The sequence below is a fragment of the gamma proteobacterium symbiont of Lampromicra miyakona genome (genome assembly GCF_059730895.1).
This window is the reverse complement of record NZ_AP035932.1, coordinates 459,316-475,263: the sequence shown is the minus strand read 5'-3', so window position 1 is coordinate 475,263 and position 15,948 is coordinate 459,316. Positions and strand designations below refer to the sequence as shown.

Annotated in this window: 15 protein-coding genes; 5 read left to right on the top strand and 10 right to left on the bottom strand. The window is 57.7% G+C overall.

The features are described 5' to 3' along the window. Nucleotides 1-2 precede the first annotated feature (2 nt). Both tamB and tamA read right to left on the bottom strand, forming a co-directional pair. Nucleotides 3-3,773: an autotransporter assembly complex protein TamB gene (gene tamB / locus AC6I8P_RS02260; protein ID WP_498030936.1), complete on the bottom strand. Its 3,771-nt coding sequence runs from the start codon at nt 3,771-3,773 to the stop codon at nt 3-5. Next, the gene (tamA, locus tag AC6I8P_RS02255) at nt 3,770-5,509 is read right to left on the bottom strand and encodes an autotransporter assembly complex protein TamA (RefSeq protein ID WP_058781125.1); all 1,740 of its coding nucleotides are present in this window, start codon (nt 5,507-5,509) and stop codon (nt 3,770-3,772) included. Before tamA ends, tamB begins: the two co-directional genes overlap by 4 nt. Before the next feature lie 454 nt (nt 5,510-5,963). Here tamA and paeA point away from each other — a divergent pair, with 454 nt between their 5' ends. Next, a complete protein-coding gene (paeA, locus tag AC6I8P_RS02250) occupies nt 5,964-7,307 on the top strand; it encodes a polyamine export protein PaeA (protein ID WP_021509741.1) in 1,344 nt (447 codons plus the stop codon). 56 nt (nt 7,308-7,363) lie between these two features. Here the strand turns inward: paeA and AC6I8P_RS02245 are convergent, their stop codons facing one another. Beyond that, nucleotides 7,364-7,570, bottom strand: coding sequence for a DUF1107 domain-containing protein (locus AC6I8P_RS02245; protein WP_031280153.1), 207 nt, complete (start codon nt 7,568-7,570; stop codon nt 7,364-7,366). 313 nt (nt 7,571-7,883) lie between these two features. Here AC6I8P_RS02245 and AC6I8P_RS02240 point away from each other — a divergent pair, with 313 nt between their 5' ends. Continuing rightward, nucleotides 7,884-8,441: a YtfJ family protein gene (locus AC6I8P_RS02240; RefSeq protein ID WP_058759862.1), complete on the top strand. Its 558-nt coding sequence runs from the start codon at nt 7,884-7,886 to the stop codon at nt 8,439-8,441. Between the two features lie 31 nt (nt 8,442-8,472). Here the strand turns inward: AC6I8P_RS02240 and cysQ are convergent, their stop codons facing one another. Then, nucleotides 8,473-9,219, bottom strand: a complete 747-nt coding sequence (gene cysQ, locus AC6I8P_RS02235; RefSeq protein WP_021509744.1) for a 3'(2'),5'-bisphosphate nucleotidase CysQ — start codon at nt 9,217-9,219, stop codon at nt 8,473-8,475. Between the two features lie 280 nt (nt 9,220-9,499). On the opposite strand from cysQ, the gene AC6I8P_RS02230 reads away from it, so the two are divergent. Further along, entirely contained in the window at nt 9,500-11,458 is a 1,959-nt protein-coding gene (locus tag AC6I8P_RS02230; RefSeq protein ID WP_104188203.1) for a bifunctional 2',3'-cyclic-nucleotide 2'-phosphodiesterase/3'-nucleotidase, read from the top strand. 35 nt (nt 11,459-11,493) lie between these two features. On the opposite strand, the gene bamJ is transcribed toward AC6I8P_RS02230, so the two are convergent. After that, nucleotides 11,494-12,114 carry a BamJ family beta-barrel-assembly machinery protein gene (bamJ, locus tag AC6I8P_RS02225; protein ID WP_021509746.1) on the bottom strand — a complete coding sequence of 207 codons (621 nt, stop codon included), beginning with the start codon at nt 12,112-12,114 and terminating at the stop codon, nt 11,494-11,496. A 184-nt stretch (nt 12,115-12,298) separates the two neighbouring features. On the opposite strand from bamJ, the gene AC6I8P_RS02220 reads away from it, so the two are divergent. Next, nucleotides 12,299-12,958: an OapA family protein gene (locus AC6I8P_RS02220; RefSeq protein WP_150360361.1), complete on the top strand. Its 660-nt coding sequence runs from the start codon at nt 12,299-12,301 to the stop codon at nt 12,956-12,958. Nucleotides 12,959-13,013: 55 nt separating this feature from the next. Here AC6I8P_RS02220 and rplI read toward each other — a convergent pair whose 3' ends face one another. From rplI to rpsF, 4 genes are read right to left on the bottom strand one after another with little or no spacing between them, the layout of a single operon-like run. Beyond that, complete coding sequence (gene rplI / locus AC6I8P_RS02215) at nt 13,014-13,463, bottom strand: 50S ribosomal protein L9 (RefSeq protein WP_021509748.1); 450 nt, start codon at nt 13,461-13,463, stop codon at nt 13,014-13,016. A gap of 39 nt (nt 13,464-13,502) precedes the next feature. Next, nucleotides 13,503-13,730 carry a 30S ribosomal protein S18 gene (rpsR, locus tag AC6I8P_RS02210; protein WP_000135199.1) on the bottom strand — a complete coding sequence of 76 codons (228 nt, stop codon included), beginning with the start codon at nt 13,728-13,730 and terminating at the stop codon, nt 13,503-13,505. Nucleotides 13,731-13,734: 4 nt separating this feature from the next. Further along, the gene (gene priB / locus AC6I8P_RS02205; protein ID WP_031280155.1) at nt 13,735-14,052 is read right to left on the bottom strand and encodes a primosomal replication protein N; all 318 of its coding nucleotides are present in this window, start codon (nt 14,050-14,052) and stop codon (nt 13,735-13,737) included. Between the two features lie 6 nt (nt 14,053-14,058). Further along, the gene (rpsF, locus tag AC6I8P_RS02200; RefSeq protein WP_021509750.1) at nt 14,059-14,454 is read right to left on the bottom strand and encodes a 30S ribosomal protein S6; all 396 of its coding nucleotides are present in this window, start codon (nt 14,452-14,454) and stop codon (nt 14,059-14,061) included. A gap of 386 nt (nt 14,455-14,840) precedes the next feature. On the opposite strand from rpsF, the gene AC6I8P_RS02195 reads away from it, so the two are divergent. Then, nucleotides 14,841-15,047 (top strand): hypothetical protein, encoded by a 207-nt coding sequence (locus tag AC6I8P_RS02195; protein ID WP_021509751.1) that lies wholly within the window; start codon nt 14,841-14,843, stop codon nt 15,045-15,047. A 51-nt stretch (nt 15,048-15,098) separates the two neighbouring features. Here AC6I8P_RS02195 and yjfP read toward each other — a convergent pair whose 3' ends face one another. Beyond that, nucleotides 15,099-15,848 carry an esterase gene (gene yjfP / locus AC6I8P_RS02190; RefSeq protein WP_021509752.1) on the bottom strand — a complete coding sequence of 250 codons (750 nt, stop codon included), beginning with the start codon at nt 15,846-15,848 and terminating at the stop codon, nt 15,099-15,101. Nucleotides 15,849-15,948 lie beyond the last annotated feature (100 nt).

Sequence of the window (15,948 nt, the reverse complement as noted above, 5' to 3'; positions counted from 1 at the left end):
TGCTAAAACTCAAACTGATAGAGCAAATCCAGTGCCTGATCGAGACCCGACACGGCTTCCAAATAGAGTTTGGGCATCAGGCGATAACGCAAAGTGAGCGTCGCCAGTGAATCAAATATGCCAACACCGTATTTTACCTGCAGACCCGGCAGCACATAACCACTCACCTGCACCTGCTGGCTGTCGCCGACACCGGTGGTATCAAGCGCAAGGTTACTGACGCCGAAGGTCTCGCCGATTTTACCCATAACCTGACCACTTTGTGCAACCCCCAGTCCAACCAGCGCCGAGGTTAAGGCGTTGCTGTCGCCATCGCTGCTGAGTCCCTGACCGCGTAACAGGTAAGACAGCGCCTCCTGCTGCGACATTGCCGGGTCGGAGAAGACCTCCACCTTCGGCTCGTCGGCCAGCCCGGTGACGCGCAGACCGGCTGTCACATCATCCTCGGTGGCTTCCGGGTTACGAATCGCCTCCAGGTTGACGTACGGCTGATCCGGCGGACCGGCGAACTGCAGCTCGCCTTTACGCACAATCAGATCCTGACCATACGCGTGGAAACGGCCAGAAGGAATATTGATTTGTCCGTTTAAGCCCAGGCCGGTTTTATCCTGCACCAGTTTGAGATCGCCGTTGAGGCGCGCTTTCAGGCCAAAGGCCGAGAGGCGCACATCGTTGCCGACGTGGATCACCAGATTGCTGTTGATCGGGATTGCGGCAGTTTTCGGCTGAATCGGCTTGAGGTTCTCATCCAGCATCACCTCATCCGACGACACGCCGGTAGCGCTCTCCGGCACTTCCTGCACCGTGATGCGCGCCCACGGAATATCAACCTTGCCGTCAAGATTGAACGCCGCCGGTGTGGCTTCAAACGCCAGGTCCGGCGAAACGTCCATCCGCACCATCGGCGGAACGGTAACGCGAATACGGCTGCCCTGCGCAGTAACGCGCGCGCGCCAGTTATCCAGCTGGCTCCAGTCCGCGTTGCCACCCAGATTGAGGTTACCCTGCTGCGTCTGGATCAGGCCGTTGAGCGTGGAACTCATGCCGTTAAACACCAGGTTGAGATTGGCCGAGGTGAGATCGACTGGCATAAAGCTGCCGTCCACATCAACATCGCTCAGTCCCAGCTGACCAAAGATCTGCGGCTGCTGCAACGTGCCGCCGAGACGCAGATTGCTGTTGAGGTTGCCTTTGATCTTCTCGCCCTGCATCAGCGCCGGGTTGAGCATCGCCAGCGAAATGTTGCTGATGCCGATGTTGCCTGACAGCTGGCGGCGATTCTCCGGATCGGCGATCTGCACGTTGCCGCTCAGCTGACCGTTATTCACGATGTGAATCAGCCAGTCGAGCTGCGCGCGTCCATTACGCAGCGCCGCATTCAGGTTGAGCGTGTCGAAGGCGATCGGCAGGTTATTCCCCTGCACATCCTGCACCACTTTTACGCCGTTTCCTTTAAGCGATACCGTGCCGGTCGGCAGCGCGCCGTCGGCGGTCCAGTTCACGCGCGCATCACCGCTGAATACGCCGTTCAGCTGGGTGGCATCGGTAAGGAACGGCTTAACCATCGCCAGATCGAAGCGGTTCAGCACCACGTGCGCATGGCCGCTGGCACCGGCCTCGATCGGCTCCGGCACGCACAGCTGCGCGTTGGGGTTTTGCCAGCAGTGCGGCCCGATGGTGGCGCTCTGTTTGCTGTTCAGGTAGTCAATCGTCATCGCGCGCGTCAGGCGCCATTCGCCCACCGGCGTGTCAAAACGCGTATTGTTGAGATTGCCCTGCCAGCGCTGCGTCTGGCGGTCAAAGCTGCCGTTGAGCGCCAGCTGGCCGGAGACCGGCTCGCCCTGCACGTTGAGTTTCAGCTGATGCTGCTTCTCGTTACCGTCGGCGCTGAGCGTCAGCAGGCCGATCTTAAACGCGTCCTGCTGCAGCTGCTCCACGCGCAGCTGCAGTTTACCGGCGACCTGGTCGCTGGATTTCACGTCGCTCTGCAGCGTGACACGGCGGATCTGCAACTGCTGCCAGCGCAGACCGCTGGCGGTAAGATCGGCCAGCAGCTGGGGCGCCTGCAGCGTACCGCGCGCTTTGATGGTGCCTTTGGCTACGCCGCCGAGGCCCGGCAGCGCGTTATCCAGATGCGGCGCATCGACACTGGCATCGAGATTTAGCGCATCGCCCAGTTCGCCCTTCACGTCGAGATGGTTGCGCCCCAGCGCAATGTTAATGCCCGGGATTTTCCACTGGTTGTAACTGTTGCCGGTTAGCGAGCCTTCGGCGCTCACCGCGTTCTGCTTCACATTGCCCTTCAGCGCCAGCTGCGGCACGCTGAGCTGCCAGCTTCCGCCGTACAGGCTGCCGCGCGTGGTGATTTTACCGTCGAGCTTCGCCGGCCAGTCAGGATACTGTTTAGCGGTATTGATGCCCGCCAGCGTCAGTTCGCTGCGCCAGCTGATGGCTTTGCTCCAGTCCACCAGCGCGCTAAGGTCAATGTTGCCCTGCAGCGCCGCCACACGCAGTTTATCCAGACTGAACTGCTGCACGTTGCCTTTACCGTCCAGCGTAATGGTGGCCGGCGGCACCGCTTCGCCCTTCACCGCGGTGCGCAGCGACATCACGTAGTCGGTAGCTTTGCCGCTGAACTGGTAGTCGAGATTATCCGCCTGATACTGCACCGGACCGGTCAGCGGCCAGCGCAGCTGCGGGCTGGTGAGTTTGAGCGACAGCGGCAGACCGGCGACCGCCGGCTGCGCGGCGGCGTCCAGCTGGGCACGCACCGGCCCCGAGAGATTCAGGCCCAGCTTCAGCTCGTCACGCATCGCCCCGGCGAGGTTCAGTTTGATCTTCTCGCCTTTAATCGGATCGAGATTCAGCGAGCCGTTGAGCACAAAATTGACCGGCCAGTTATCCGCCAGCCGGGCATCGCCGCTGGCGTTGATCTGTCCCTGCGGCGAGTCGACGTCAAAGGTCTCCAGCTGCACATGCCGGTCGGTAGTTTTGGCCTTCAGCAGCAGACGCGTAATCGCCACATCCGTATCGCCAGTGATGCGCAACTGCTCACCCAACAGCTGCTGCACGTTGATATCGAGCGGCAACTGGAAATCCGGCAGTGCCGGCAGCAGCGGCTCGGCAAACATCGCCCGCAGCGTTTCGCCCAGCGGTTTCTCATCCGGCTGCGGCTGCTGCACTTTAGGCTGCACCACCTGTTCGTCCGCCACTTTCGCCGCCTTCGGCAGCGCGATCAGCAGGCTCTGGATATGGGTGGGGTTGAGCGTCAGCGCGCGATCCTGCCACTGCAGGCCACTGGTGAAGTCGAGCAGCGAAATGGCGGTGTCATCGACTTTAACGTTGATGTTATGCAGGCTGACCCGGCTCAGGGTAATCGGGTATGGCGTGCTGAGATTGCTGCTGCCGCTCTCCTCTTCCGGCGGCGGCGCACTGGCGGGCGTCATTTTTTTGCTGTCGACCACCACGCTGACGTCCTGCAGCGCGATATCGTTCACGCACACCGAGGAGTGCAGCAGGCAGTTGAGGTTGAGCGCCAGATGGAAGCGCCCGGCATCCACGCTGACGCCCGGCATCTGGTATTTCACGCCGCTCAGCGTCAGATCGCGCCAGCCGCCTTCCACCTTGTTAATCGACAGGCCCGGCACCCAGCGATCGGCACCTTTAAACAACAGATGCAATCCGGGCGTGGTGCCCACCAGAAACGCCACGCTGGCCAACAGCACCAGCAGGAAAATACCAATACCGATCAGGACCTTTTTCCACAGCTTCATAGTTCAGGCCCCAGTCCTACATAAAATTGCAATCCATGCTCCTTGTCGTCACCAATCGGGCGCGCGATATCAAACTTGATCGGCCCTACCGGAGAAGACCAGCGCACGCCGAAGCCTGCACCGGTTTTAACGTTACTCTGCTTGATGTCGTTGACCGCTTCACCGGAGTCGACGAATACCGCGCCCCACCATTTGCCGGAGACGTTGTACTGATACTCGAGCGAGCCGGTGGCCAGTTTTGAGGCACCGGTGAGTTTGCCTTCGTCATCGCGCGGCGAGATATCTTTGTATTTATAGCCGCGAATGCTGCGGTCACCGCCGGCGAAGAAGCGCAGATCGGGCGGCACTTTTTCGAAATTGTTGGTTTCAATCCAGCCAAGGTTACCGCGCGCCACAAAGCGATGCTTCTCGCCCAGCGTGCGGATCCACACGTTCTGCGCCTGCAGGATCAGGAAGTCGACGTCCGAGCCCCAGGTGGTGTCCGACACGTCTACCGAGTAGCGCTGTGAATCGCCCCAGGTCGGCATCAGGCCGCCGCGCGAACGGGTGCGGTTCAGGCTGACGCCCGGATAGAGCAGCATGGTGGTGTTGGTGACGCTGCCCTGAGTAAAGTGGTCGAGGCTCCAGCGCAGGTTAACCGCGCGCTGCCAGCCGGAGCTGCTGTCCCAGTTACGCGACATCGCCAGCGTGGTAGTGTCCGATTTGGTGTCGTTGAGATCGGTGCGTTTCAGGCCGCCGGAGAAGGTGTAGTACTGCTCCAGCGGACTTTTCAGCAGCGGCACTTTATAGCTGAGATCAAGCTGCTGCTCCGGCGCGGAGATATAGGCGCTGGAGGTCAGGCTGTGGCCGCTGTCGTTGATCCACGGCTTTTTCCACGTGCCTTTCAGCCGCGGTCCGACGTCCGTCGAGTAACCGACGCCGGCTTCGATGGTGTTCTCCACGCGCGGCGACACGGCGGCGCTGAGCGGCAGCACTTTGGTCTGGCGCCCTTTATCGAACTCGGGCGCCACGACGACAGAATTAAACCAGCCGGTGGCGGAGAGGCGACGATTGAGTTCGGCCAGATCGCGTGAGCTGTAGGGATCGCCCTTTTTAAACGGCACCAGGTTGCGCAGATAGGCTTCATTGATTTGCGAGCCTTCAAAGCTGACATCGCCGAAGCGATAGCGCGGGCCGCTGTCGTAGTCGATATCCCAGAACGCTAAGCGCCGTTCTACCGAAACGCCAAGCTGGCTCTGCTTAAAGTCACCGTCGAAGTAACCATTACGCAGCGCCAGGCTGGAGAAGCCGTTTTTGAATTTATCGTAGTCGCCGTGATTAAGCTGGCTGCCGACTTTCGGCCTGCCCTGCTTCACCCACGCCTGATAATCAGGATCGTCTTTTGCGGCACCTTCCACCACAATGGTGCTGCCGCCAATCTTCACCGGCTCACCGGCGGTGACGCGGGCAATCAGCACTGGACGGCCACCCTGCGGCGGTGCCGGGCGTGATTCAAAGTCGATCTGCGGCTCGTAATAGCCGAGCGCGCGTAGGCCTTCTTTGATCGCGGCAGCCACGCGCGCCTGGAAACGGCCGTCGTTCGACACCTCGTCACTGCCGATAGTGGACAAGCGCGCCCTGACGTTTTTCTGTAACTCCCCGGTCAGGCCTTCCAGCTGCAGTCGCACTTTGGCTGCCTCAACAGCAGGTGCGGCAAGCAGCAGGCTGGCCAAGCAATAAGCATGAAATCGCGGCACGCGTACTCCTGTTAATAATGCCTGCCCCTATTCCGCAGGGGCGTTAACTCTGGTGGAAAGGGTATCACCACACCTTGCATACCCATCAGCATAGCCGCTCTTTTTTGCGAGCGGCTGCGTAAAAACGGCCGCTAAGCCAAATCGACTGCTATTGTCGGTAAATGTGCGTACCGATACAACAGCGAAGCCGTGCTTCTGCGCACCGCCAGCCGCCACTCGGATTAATCCGAGCCAGCCAATCACGCCGCTGGCGGCAGCAATAGCGCTGCTGCTATAATCAGCGACCAGCAGGCCTCGCCTGCACGCATTTCTGCCCCGACGTTAACGTGACTTTGTCGAACTGGCGCAGACATTTTTGGCACGGATAGCCCTGTTTGACGGGTAAGTACCGGATGTACGCCTCTTCGCGCTGCCCAGGCCAAAAATGACAAGTGATTAACCCAACGGATCTTTTATGCTTGATAGCCTGCTTGTCATTCTTTTACTGATCGTAATCAGTTCATTTTTTTCTCTGTCGGAGATCTCGCTGGCGGCTGCCCGTAAGATCAAACTGAAACTGCTGGCCGATGAAGGCAACATCAACGCGCAGCGCGTGCTGAAGATGCAGGAACAGCCTGGCATGTTCTTCACCGTGGTACAGATTGGCCTCAACGCCGTCGCGATTCTCGGCGGTATCGTCGGCGATGCGGCGTTTTCGCCCGCCTTCAGCAGCCTGTTCAATCGCTTTATGGAGCCGGAACTGGCGGATCAACTCAGCTTTATCTGCTCCTTCACCATCGTCACCAGCCTGTTTATTCTGTTTGCCGACCTGACGCCAAAACGCGTCGGCATGATCGCGCCGGAAGCCATCGCGCTGCGCATCATCAATCCGATGCGCTTCTGCCTGCTGGTTTTCCGCCCGCTGGTATGGCTGTTCAATGGCCTGGCCAACGTGTTCTTTCGCATCTTTAAGCTGCCGATGGTGCGTAAAGATGACATCACCTCAGATGACATTTACGCGGTGGTAGAAGCGGGCGCGCTGGCCGGCGTGCTGCGCAAGCAGGAGCACGAGCTGATCGAGAACGTGTTTGAGCTGGAATCACGCACCGTGCCTTCGTCCATGACCTCGCGTGAAAATATCGTGTGGTTCGATCTGCACGAAGACGAAACCAGCCTGAAAACCAAAATCGCGCAACACCCGCATTCGAAGTTTCTGGTGTGCGACGGCGATATCGACCATATCGTCGGTTACGTTGATTCCAAAGAGCTGCTGCTGCGCGTGCTGGGCAACCAGAGCATGACGCTCAACAGCGGCGTGCAGATTCGTTCGGCGCTGATTGTGCCGGATACGCTGACGCTGTCAGAGGCGCTGGAGAGTTTTAAAACCGCCGGCGAAGACTTCGCGGTGATCATGAACGAATATGCGCTGGTGGTCGGGATTATCACGCTTAACGACGTGATGACCACGCTGATGGGCGATCTGGTCGGTCAGGGGCTGGAAGAGCAGATTGTAGCGCGTGACGAGAACTCCTGGCTGGTGGAAGGCGGTACGCCGATTGATGACGTGATGCGCGTGCTGGATATCGACGAGTTCCCGCAGTCCGGCAACTACGAGACCATCGGCGGCTTCATGATGTATATGCTGCGTAAGATCCCCAAACGCACCGATTTCGTCAAATTCTCCGGCTACAAATTCGAGGTGGTGGATATCGACAGCTACCGCATCGACCAGCTGCTGGTGACGCGCATTGATGACCGCCCGCCGGTGCTGAATGTGTCGAAGAGTACGCTGGATGAGTCTGAAGGGCCTGCCGCATAGCAGTGATCGTGCGGTTACAGAAAGATTCAGGGCGCCAGCGGCGCCCTTTCTTTTGCTTAGTTGTACTCGGCTTGCAGCCGCAGCACCTGGCGGTTGATTTCTGACATCACGCTAAGGTGCTGTTTATCCTTGACGCGCGGCAACATGACTTTGCCTTTGTCGAACTCAAACGCGCCAACATCCTTGATGTACAACCTTCCTTTAAATAGCGTCTTTACATATTTCGCAATTTGCAGCGGATTATAGCGCTGGAAGATCTTCATGCTGTTTAACTCCTGAACAGATGTAATACGCTTCGCCGTTGCCAAATTCGGTACGAGCCCTTGAAGCGCAAATGAGGCATAACTATAGAACATGATTCCTTGCCGATGTTCCGAAAAAATGGATTTTTTACTGAATTGACACATCATTACAGAGAACTCTGTCATAACGATCACAAAATCCAGTATAAACCTTCATTGGTTAAGGAATTGTGGCATGGGTTACAAAGCTGCTATCTCATCGCGACAGGCGCATCATCCACGCCTAATATTGCAAAAACATGAATAACTGGTCGGATCACTAAGGAGCATTACCATGCGTTTGGCACATTCCGTGATAGCCCTGGCGCTGCTGCTGCCCAGCCTTGCCTCAGCCCACGCGTTTAAGGTTGGCGAGCGCGTACCGGCAGTCGGTGTTAACGACAAAGGAGAACTGCTGTATCAGCAGGAGAAGTTTCGCTACCAGCCCTGGAACAGCGCCCAGCTGAGTGGCAAAGTGCGGGTCATCCTGCATATTGCCGGACGCTCGTCAGCCAAAGAACAGAACGCCGCGCTGATTGAAGCCATCAAAGCCGCCCAGCTGCCGCACGACCGCTATCAAACCACCACGGTGGTTAATACCGATGATGCCATTCCCGGCACCGGGATGTTTGTGCGCAGCAGCATTGAGAGCAATAAACAGCAGTATCCGTGGTCACAGTTTATTGTCGACAGCAACGGCAACGCGCGCAAGGCGTGGCAGCTGGAGAAAGGCGGTTCGGCGATTGTGATTCTGGATAAGACCGGCCATGTGCGTTACGCCAAGGACGGTCCGCTGACGCAGGATGAAGTGCAGCAGGCGATGAAACTGATCCATCAGCTGCTGCAGGCGTGATCGCGCCACAGCGGGTGGCGCGCATAGCGTATCAGAACAGCGAGACGCGGAAGCCCGGATTCAGGAACGACTCGCGCGGGGCGTAGTCGAGGGTTTTGCCCTGCCAGTCATGTACGTGCGCGCCAGCGGCAATGGCTACCGCATGGCCGGCACCGGTATCCCAGATATTGGTCGGCCCGAAGCGCGGATAGAGCTGCGCCTTGCCCTCTGCCACCAGGCAGAACTTGAGCGAGGAGCCAATAGCGGTGGTCTGATGCTCGCCCAGCTGGGTCAGATACTCTTTCAGCTCTTCGTCTTTATCGGCGTGCGAACGGCTCACCACCACCAGCAGCGGTCGCGCTTCACGCACGTGGATCTGCGTGGTGTGGCCGCCCTCTTCTTTCCACGCTTTGCCTTCGGCCGCAGAATACATCACCCCCAGCGCCGGCGCGTACACCACGCCCAGCACCGGTTTGCCGTGCTCAATCAGCGCGATATTGACCGTGAACTCGCCGTTACGCTTGATGAACTCTTTGGTGCCGTCGAGCGGATCGACCAGCCAGTATTGCTGCCAGTGCTGACGCACATCCCAGCCGGGTGGATCCTCTTCCGACAGCACCGGCACGTCAGGCGTCAGGGCCGCTAAGCCCTGCACGATAACCTGATGTGCCGCCAGATCGGCCGCCGTGACCGGTGAATCATCCGATTTACGCGTCACGTCCAGCGGTTGTGCGCCATCGTAGACCTGCATAATGGCATCGCCCGCGCTGCGCGCCAGCTGGCAAATTTTATCTAACATTGTTCACCTCATTTCGGCTGATGCTGCCGCTGAACCCCGGCAGCCCGTCTCCAGATATTTTAGCAGGTGCGCTGTGACAGCCGCAGCTAAGCGTATTCGCTTTGATTATCAATATCATAGTTCGCTCGTGACGGCTATGGCGCAATGCTGAATGGCAGGCACTCCGTCAGCTTGCCCAGGAAAGAGGCAAAACCCCGAGCCTCATCACAAATTGAAATGATAATTCGTCATGGTTTTACATTATTTTGAGAGGCCCATTAAAGCGAACAAGGAGCAAGCCATGTTCAAAGCGAGCATGTCGTTACTGGCACTGTGCGTTGCAGCCGCCACGGTGCAGGCTGCCACGGTGGATTTACGCATTCTGGAAACCACCGATCTGCACAGCAACATGATGGATTTCGATTACTACAAAGACACGCCGACCGAAAAGTTTGGTCTGGTGCGCACCGCCACGCTCATCCAGCAGGCGCGCGGCGAAGTAGCAAACAGCGTGCTGGTGGATAACGGCGACATTATTCAGGGCAGCCCGCTGGGTGATTACATGGCGGCCAAAGGCCTGCAGCCGGGAGAAATCCATCCGGTGTATAAAGCCCTTAATACGCTGGATTATGCGGTAGGCAATCTGGGTAACCACGAATTTAACTACGGCCTGCCCTATCTGCAGCAGGCGATTGCCGGGGCACGTTTTCCCTACATCAATGCCAACGTTATCGATGAAACCAGTGGCAAGCCGCTGTTTACCCCCTATTTAATTAAAGAAACCACGGTAAAAGACCGCGACGGCAAGCCGCATACGCTGAAAATCGGCTATATCGGCTTCGTACCACCGCAGATTATGGTGTGGGATCGCAACAATCTGCAGGGTAAAGTGCGCGTTGATGACATCACCGAGACAGCGAAGCGCTATGTGCCGGAAATGCGCGCAAAAGGTGCTGAAATAATCATCGCTATTCCGCACTCCGGTCTGAGCAGTGAGCCGTACCATGCCATGGCGGAAAACTCGGTGTATTACCTCAGTCAGGTGCCAGGTATCAATGCCATCATGTTCGGCCATGCGCACGCGGTGTTTCCCGGCAAAGAGTTTGCGGAGATTAAAGGCGCGGATATCGCTCAGGGCACGCTTAACGGCGTACCGGCGGTAATGCCCGGCATGTGGGGCGATCATCTCGGCGTAGTTGACCTGGTGCTGAAAAATGACAGCGGCAACTGGCAGGTGACCCTGGGTAAAGCCGAAGCGCGGCCAGTTTATGATGCGGTGGCGAAAAAATCGCTGGCGGCGGAAGATGCCGATCTGGTGAAAGTGCTGGCCGACGATCATCGCGCTACGCGTGAGTTTGTGGCAAAACCGATCGGCAAGTCGGCGGATGTGATGTACAGCTATCTGTCGCTGGTGCAGGACGATCCCACCGTGCAGATCGTCAATAATGCGCAGCGTGCTTACGTCGAACGCTTCATTCAGGGCGATCCCGATCTGGGCCGCTTACCGGTGCTCTCGGCAGCGGCCCCGTTCAAGGCCGGCGGCCGTAAGAACGATCCGGCCAGCTACGTTGAAGTGGAAAAAGGCGATCTTACCTTCCGTAATGCCGCCGATCTCTATCTCTACCCGAATACGCTGGTGGTGATGAAAGTCAGCGGCGCGCAGGTGAAAGAGTGGCTGGAGTGCTCGGCAGCGCAGTTTAATCAGATCGACGTGCATCGTCGTCAGCCGCAGTCGCTGATCAACTGGGATTTCCGCACCTACAATTTTGATGTAATTGACGGCGTGCAGTATCAGATCGATGTAACGCAACCGGCGCGCTACGACGCCGAATGCCAACTGATTAACCCGGCGGCATCACGTATTCAGGATCTGCGCTGGCAGGGCAAACCGATCGACCCCAAAGCGACCTTCCTCGTTGCCACCAATAATTACCGTGCCTGGGGCGGGAAATTTGCCGGTACCGGTGAGCAGTATGTTGCGTTTGCTTCGCCGGATGAGAACCGCTCGGTGGTGGCCGCCTACATCAGCAGCGAAACCCGCGCCCACGGCGCGGTGCAGCCACAGGCCGATCACAACTGGCGGCTGGCACCGATCGCCAGCGCAACGCCGCTGGATATTCGCTTTGAGACCGCGCCGGGCGCAAAAGCCACGCAGTTTATTGAGAAGTATGCTGATTATCCGATGAAAGCCGTCGGCAGTGATGAAACGGGCTTTGCCATCTGGCAGGTAGATCTACAGAAGCAGGCAGAGAAGAAGTAGTGACCGCGGGCGCCAGATATGGCGCCCGCTGTTTATTACAGGATTTCCAGCAGCTCGACTTCGAAAATCAGGGTGCTGAATGGCGGGATAGAGGCACCCGCGCCGCGCTCGCCGTAAGCGAGATTGTGCGGAATGGCCAGCTCCCACTTCGAACCAACCGGCATCAGGGTCAGCGCTTCAATCCAGCCGGCAATCACGCCGCTGACCGGGAATTCAGCCGGTTCGCCACGGGCAACGGAGCTATCAAACACGGTGCCGTCAATCAGCTTACCGGTGTAGTGCACGCGTACGCGATCCTGACGTGATGGGATCGGACCATCGCCCTGGGTGATGACGCTGAACTGCAGGCCGGATTCGGTGCTGCTCACACCTTCACGCTGTGCATTCTGCTCGAGGAACTGCTGACCTTCGGCCGCCATGGCTTCGACGCGCTCACGACGTACGCCTTCGGCACGCTCGTGGACTTCACGCAGCGCACGGTGTACCACGTCAACCGGAACTGCCGGTGAGTTCCCTTCCAGCGCGTCGCGCAGGCCCGCAAGCAGCGCTTCTGGCTGCAGACCCTGCAGTCCAGACTCTTGCAGCTGCTGACCAACCTGTAAACCGATACCGTAACTTGCTTGTGATTCGACGCTGTCAAATGAAGGGGTCGTCATCTTGTTTCCTTAATCCCGGAGAAAATAGAACCGGCAGCATAACAGCGCAGGCGGCTGGCGTAAAATCTCGCGCGCCGCGGATGACATTTCCCGGGGAAAGAGAAACAATATGCAGGTCAAATTTTTCAATGCTGGCAGGCACTTCGCGCCCGCTTTGCCCATACTATAGAACAAGAGAGCATCCATGGGCCAAATCGCCCCACGACGTCGCAGGACGCGCGCACCGCGTACCTTATTTTCCCGGTTGCAACGCTGGCTGCCTGACAGGCGCGTCACGACCGCCAGCGAGGAGGAGGAAAGAATGGCTTCTGAAACCCCGTCGCGTATACCCGCTGTGCTGCAGCGCATCTGGCATCTGCTGGATAACGTACGCTGGATGGATCCGCTGCCGCCGCTGCACCGACGCGGTATCGTTATTGCCCTGCTGGTGATGCTGCTGGCGTTTCTCTGGCCTGCCAGCACGCCGCAGTATCCGGTGGAACGTCCGGCAGAGAGCAGCGGCAAAGAGGTGCCGATGCAGGCGGAAATCTACGATAACAATGCGCAGCCGCCGCAGAATACGACGCCGAAAAGTGATGCCCAGGGCGAATGGCACAGCTATACCGTGGCCTCGGGCCAGACGCTGGCACAGCTGTTCCGTGACAACAATCTGCCAGTCAATGATGTGTTTGCCATGGCGCGGGTGGAAGGCGATGGGCAGCCGCTGAGCGCGCTGCAGAGTGGTCAGCAGGTGAAGATTCGTCAGAACGCGCAGGGCGTGGTGACCGGCTTAACGGTCGAGAGCAGTAACGGTCCGGTGTTGTTTACCCGCCAGCCGGACGGCAGCTTTATCCGCGCACAGTAAGCGACAGAAACAAAAACGCCGGCACAAGGCCGGCGCTTTCAAACTAAGTAAAAAATTACTCAGCTACTACATTCACAACCAGTTTCGCGAATACTTCGCTGTGAACCTGGAAGTCAACTTCGTGCTCACCGGTGGTGCGCAGAACGCCGTTTGGCAGGCGAACTTCGCTCTTCGCCACTTCAACGCCAGCGGCAGTAACTGCATCAGCGATGTCGCGGGTACCGATGGAACCGAACAGTTTACCTTCGTCGCCTGCTTTAGACGCGAGAGTAACGGTGCCCAGTGCATTGATTTTCTCTGCACGTGCGTTAGCAGCAGCCAGAACGTCAGCCAGTTTGGCTTCCAGTTCAGCGCGACGCGCTTCGAAGAACTCAACGTTTTTCTTTGTAGCAGGAACAGCTTTACCCTGTGGAACCAGGAAGTTACGAGCGTAGCCCGCTTTAACGTTAACCTGATCACCCAGGCTGCCCAGGTTTGCTACTTTATCAAGCAGAATAACTTGCATTACCTTATCCTCTTAAAGTCGTTAATGGACAGTTGCCGATTACTGATGACGATCAGTGTACGGCAGCAGAGACAGGTAACGCGCGCGCTTGATAGCACGAGCCAGCTGACGCTGGTATTTTGCACGAGTACCGGTGATACGGCTTGGAACAATCTTGCCGCTTTCAGTGATGTAGTTTTTCAGCGTTGCGATATCTTTATAATCGATCTCTTGAACGCCTTCCGCGGTGAAACGGCAGAACTTGCGACGACGGAAATAACGTGCCATTTGGCTAGTCTCCAGAATCTATCAATTCAATCTGCTCGGCATGTAACACAAGTTTGCTCTGGCCATTGCGTGCCTGATGGCAGCTAATAAAACCTTCGAGTGTGAGTTGCGTGCCGACCGTTATATGTTGAGTAATCGCCTGATGGGCGCTGCCGCTGATAATCACCGGCATCTGACACCAGGCTTGCCGGTGAAACCCGGCTTCCTCCTGCACAGAACGATGCTCAAGCACGAACTGGCAGTGAGGAATCCCTGACGGACTGACTTTTCGAACTGGCGTCTTGCACACGGTGCCAGACAGGCGCAGCCGATTGGCCGTCATCGTGGATTACTCTTCAGAATCCCCAGCATCTGAGTCTTCTGCCGATTCGTTAGCGAAGTCTTCGCGGCGCTCACGACGCTCGTCTTTCGCTTTAACCATCGGAGAAGCTTCAGTTACCGCGTGCTTAACGCGCATAACCATGCTGCGGATAACGGCGTCGTTGAAGCGGAAGTTAGTTTCCAGCTCGTCGATCACTTCCTGCGGTGCTTCTACGTTCAGCAGAACGTAGTGTGCTTTGTGCAGTTTGTTGATCGGGTAAGCCAGCTGACGGCGACCCCAGTCTTCCAGACGGTGGATCGTGCCCTGTGCACCAGTGATAGCACCAGTGTAACGCTCGATCATGCCCGGAACCTGCTCGCTCTGGTCAGGATGGACCATAAATACGATTTCGTAATGACGCATCGATAGCTCCTTACGGATTATTCAGCCTCCTGTCAGGGTCAGCTGCGGCCCACGGAAGCAAGGAACGTTATAGGTTGCGAATCACCCAAAAGATGAAACACACCTCTGAATGCAGCTGAAAAATTGACGCGTAATCATACTGACCTCGCCGGGGAAACTCAAGCGCACAATTCATCAAATTGTCGCTGCCGTGCCAGGCGGGGACACCTTTCGTGCTAAGGATTGAGATTCAGCAGGTTAGTCAGAGATTGTTCAAAATCCCTGAACGAGGCGTTCAGCACGACGATCTGGCGTCGTACTGGTGAAGAACTAAACTCTCTACAGGCGCAACGGTTTGGCTTAATCAGCGCGCCTGAGAGTGAAATCCCTGGAGTGAGGAGTCGATTATGAAAGCAGTCATTATCGCCACTTTACTGGGTCTCTTCCTGTCTACCCCCGCTCTTGCCAGCTCCGCTGACCAGGCGCTGCAGATGAGAAGTAACAGCAGCAAAGCGGCTTCAGGCTATGTCTACGTTAACCGGCTGGATGCGCCAGGCGGTAACCCGGTCAGCGCGAACACCAGCGCCGCCGACCGCTTGTCGTCACAACTGTAGTCCGGCCTGTCTTTAGGGCTGGCGTGCTCCGCGCCGCCAGCCCGTTCCGTTTTACAAATGATGTTTAAAGAAACTGACCAGCGCGGTGAGCGCTGGCGGCGTGATTTTGTGCCCGATCTGCTTTTCTGCCAGAAAAGTGAGCCGACTGTCTAGCTGCGCCTCGCGCAACGCCTTCTCCAGTCGTACCGTTTCGGCAAACGGTACGACTTCATCCGCTTCACCGTGCCATAACAGCAGCGGCCGGTTAGCCAGCTGCGCCAGCTGCTGACAGGGATCGTAGGCTGCCAGCGGGGCCAGCCGCGCCTGTAACGCCGCTTTTTGCTCTGGCGTGTGCGCCACCAGCGGCGGGAACAGCGTCTGACTGAGCTGCATGAAGTAGCCGGAGCCCATCAGACAGGCAACGCTGTGCAGGTGTGGATAGCGCGCCATCGCGCCCAGCGCGGTCATGCCGCCCATTGAGGCGCCGGCAATGGCGAAACGCTCATCCGCCACCCAATCGTTGTCGCGCAGCGCTGCTTCCAGCAGCGGCACTTCATCGATGTTCTGGCGCAAAATCTCCCAGAAGTGCGTCATGCGCGCGTCGGTATCACCGTTGTAGCGCGCGCCATGCATCTCTGCATCCGGCATCACCACACGGAAACCGGCCTGTGCCAGCGCCACGGCGAAGTAGCTGTAGACCTCTTTCGATGAGGTAAAGCCGTGATAAAACAGGATGGTGGGTAAGCGCGCCAGCCGCTGTCCGGCCGGTGCCGCGTGAATACACTCAATGCCCGCCAGGTTCTCCGTTGCCAACTCAATCATACCGTCTCCGTTGAGAATGATTATCACTGGTCTCAGTGTACGTGCTGCCGGCCAAAACGCGAGCCACATCACATTTATTTCGATTAATTTCTGCCCTAAA

What these genes read in the sequence shown, in the direction of transcription:
- AC6I8P_RS02230 (WP_104188203.1), top strand. Translation starts at nt 9,500, where the DNA reads ATGTTCAAAGCGAGCATGTCGTTACTGGCACTGTGCGTTGCAGCCGCC.
- rplI (WP_021509748.1), bottom strand. Translation starts at nt 13,463, where the DNA reads ATGCAAGTTATTCTGCTTGATAAAGTAGCAAACCTGGGCAGCCTGGGT.
- paeA (WP_021509741.1), top strand. Translation starts at nt 5,964, where the DNA reads ATGCTTGATAGCCTGCTTGTCATTCTTTTACTGATCGTAATCAGTTCA.
- bamJ (WP_021509746.1), bottom strand. Translation starts at nt 12,114, where the DNA reads ATGACGACCCCTTCATTTGACAGCGTCGAATCACAAGCAAGTTACGGT.
- AC6I8P_RS02240 (WP_058759862.1), top strand. Translation starts at nt 7,884, where the DNA reads ATGCGTTTGGCACATTCCGTGATAGCCCTGGCGCTGCTGCTGCCCAGC.
- AC6I8P_RS02245 (WP_031280153.1), bottom strand. Translation starts at nt 7,570, where the DNA reads ATGAAGATCTTCCAGCGCTATAATCCGCTGCAAATTGCGAAATATGTA.
- cysQ (WP_021509744.1), bottom strand. Translation starts at nt 9,219, where the DNA reads ATGTTAGATAAAATTTGCCAGCTGGCGCGCAGCGCGGGCGATGCCATT.
- yjfP (WP_021509752.1), bottom strand. Translation starts at nt 15,848, where the DNA reads ATGATTGAGTTGGCAACGGAGAACCTGGCGGGCATTGAGTGTATTCAC.
- priB (WP_031280155.1), bottom strand. Translation starts at nt 14,052, where the DNA reads ATGACGGCCAATCGGCTGCGCCTGTCTGGCACCGTGTGCAAGACGCCA.
- rpsR (WP_000135199.1), bottom strand. Translation starts at nt 13,730, where the DNA reads ATGGCACGTTATTTCCGTCGTCGCAAGTTCTGCCGTTTCACCGCGGAA.
- AC6I8P_RS02195 (WP_021509751.1), top strand. Translation starts at nt 14,841, where the DNA reads ATGAAAGCAGTCATTATCGCCACTTTACTGGGTCTCTTCCTGTCTACC.
- AC6I8P_RS02220 (WP_150360361.1), top strand. Translation starts at nt 12,299, where the DNA reads ATGGGCCAAATCGCCCCACGACGTCGCAGGACGCGCGCACCGCGTACC.
- rpsF (WP_021509750.1), bottom strand. Translation starts at nt 14,454, where the DNA reads ATGCGTCATTACGAAATCGTATTTATGGTCCATCCTGACCAGAGCGAG.
- tamB (WP_498030936.1), bottom strand. Translation starts at nt 3,773, where the DNA reads ATGAAGCTGTGGAAAAAGGTCCTGATCGGTATTGGTATTTTCCTGCTG.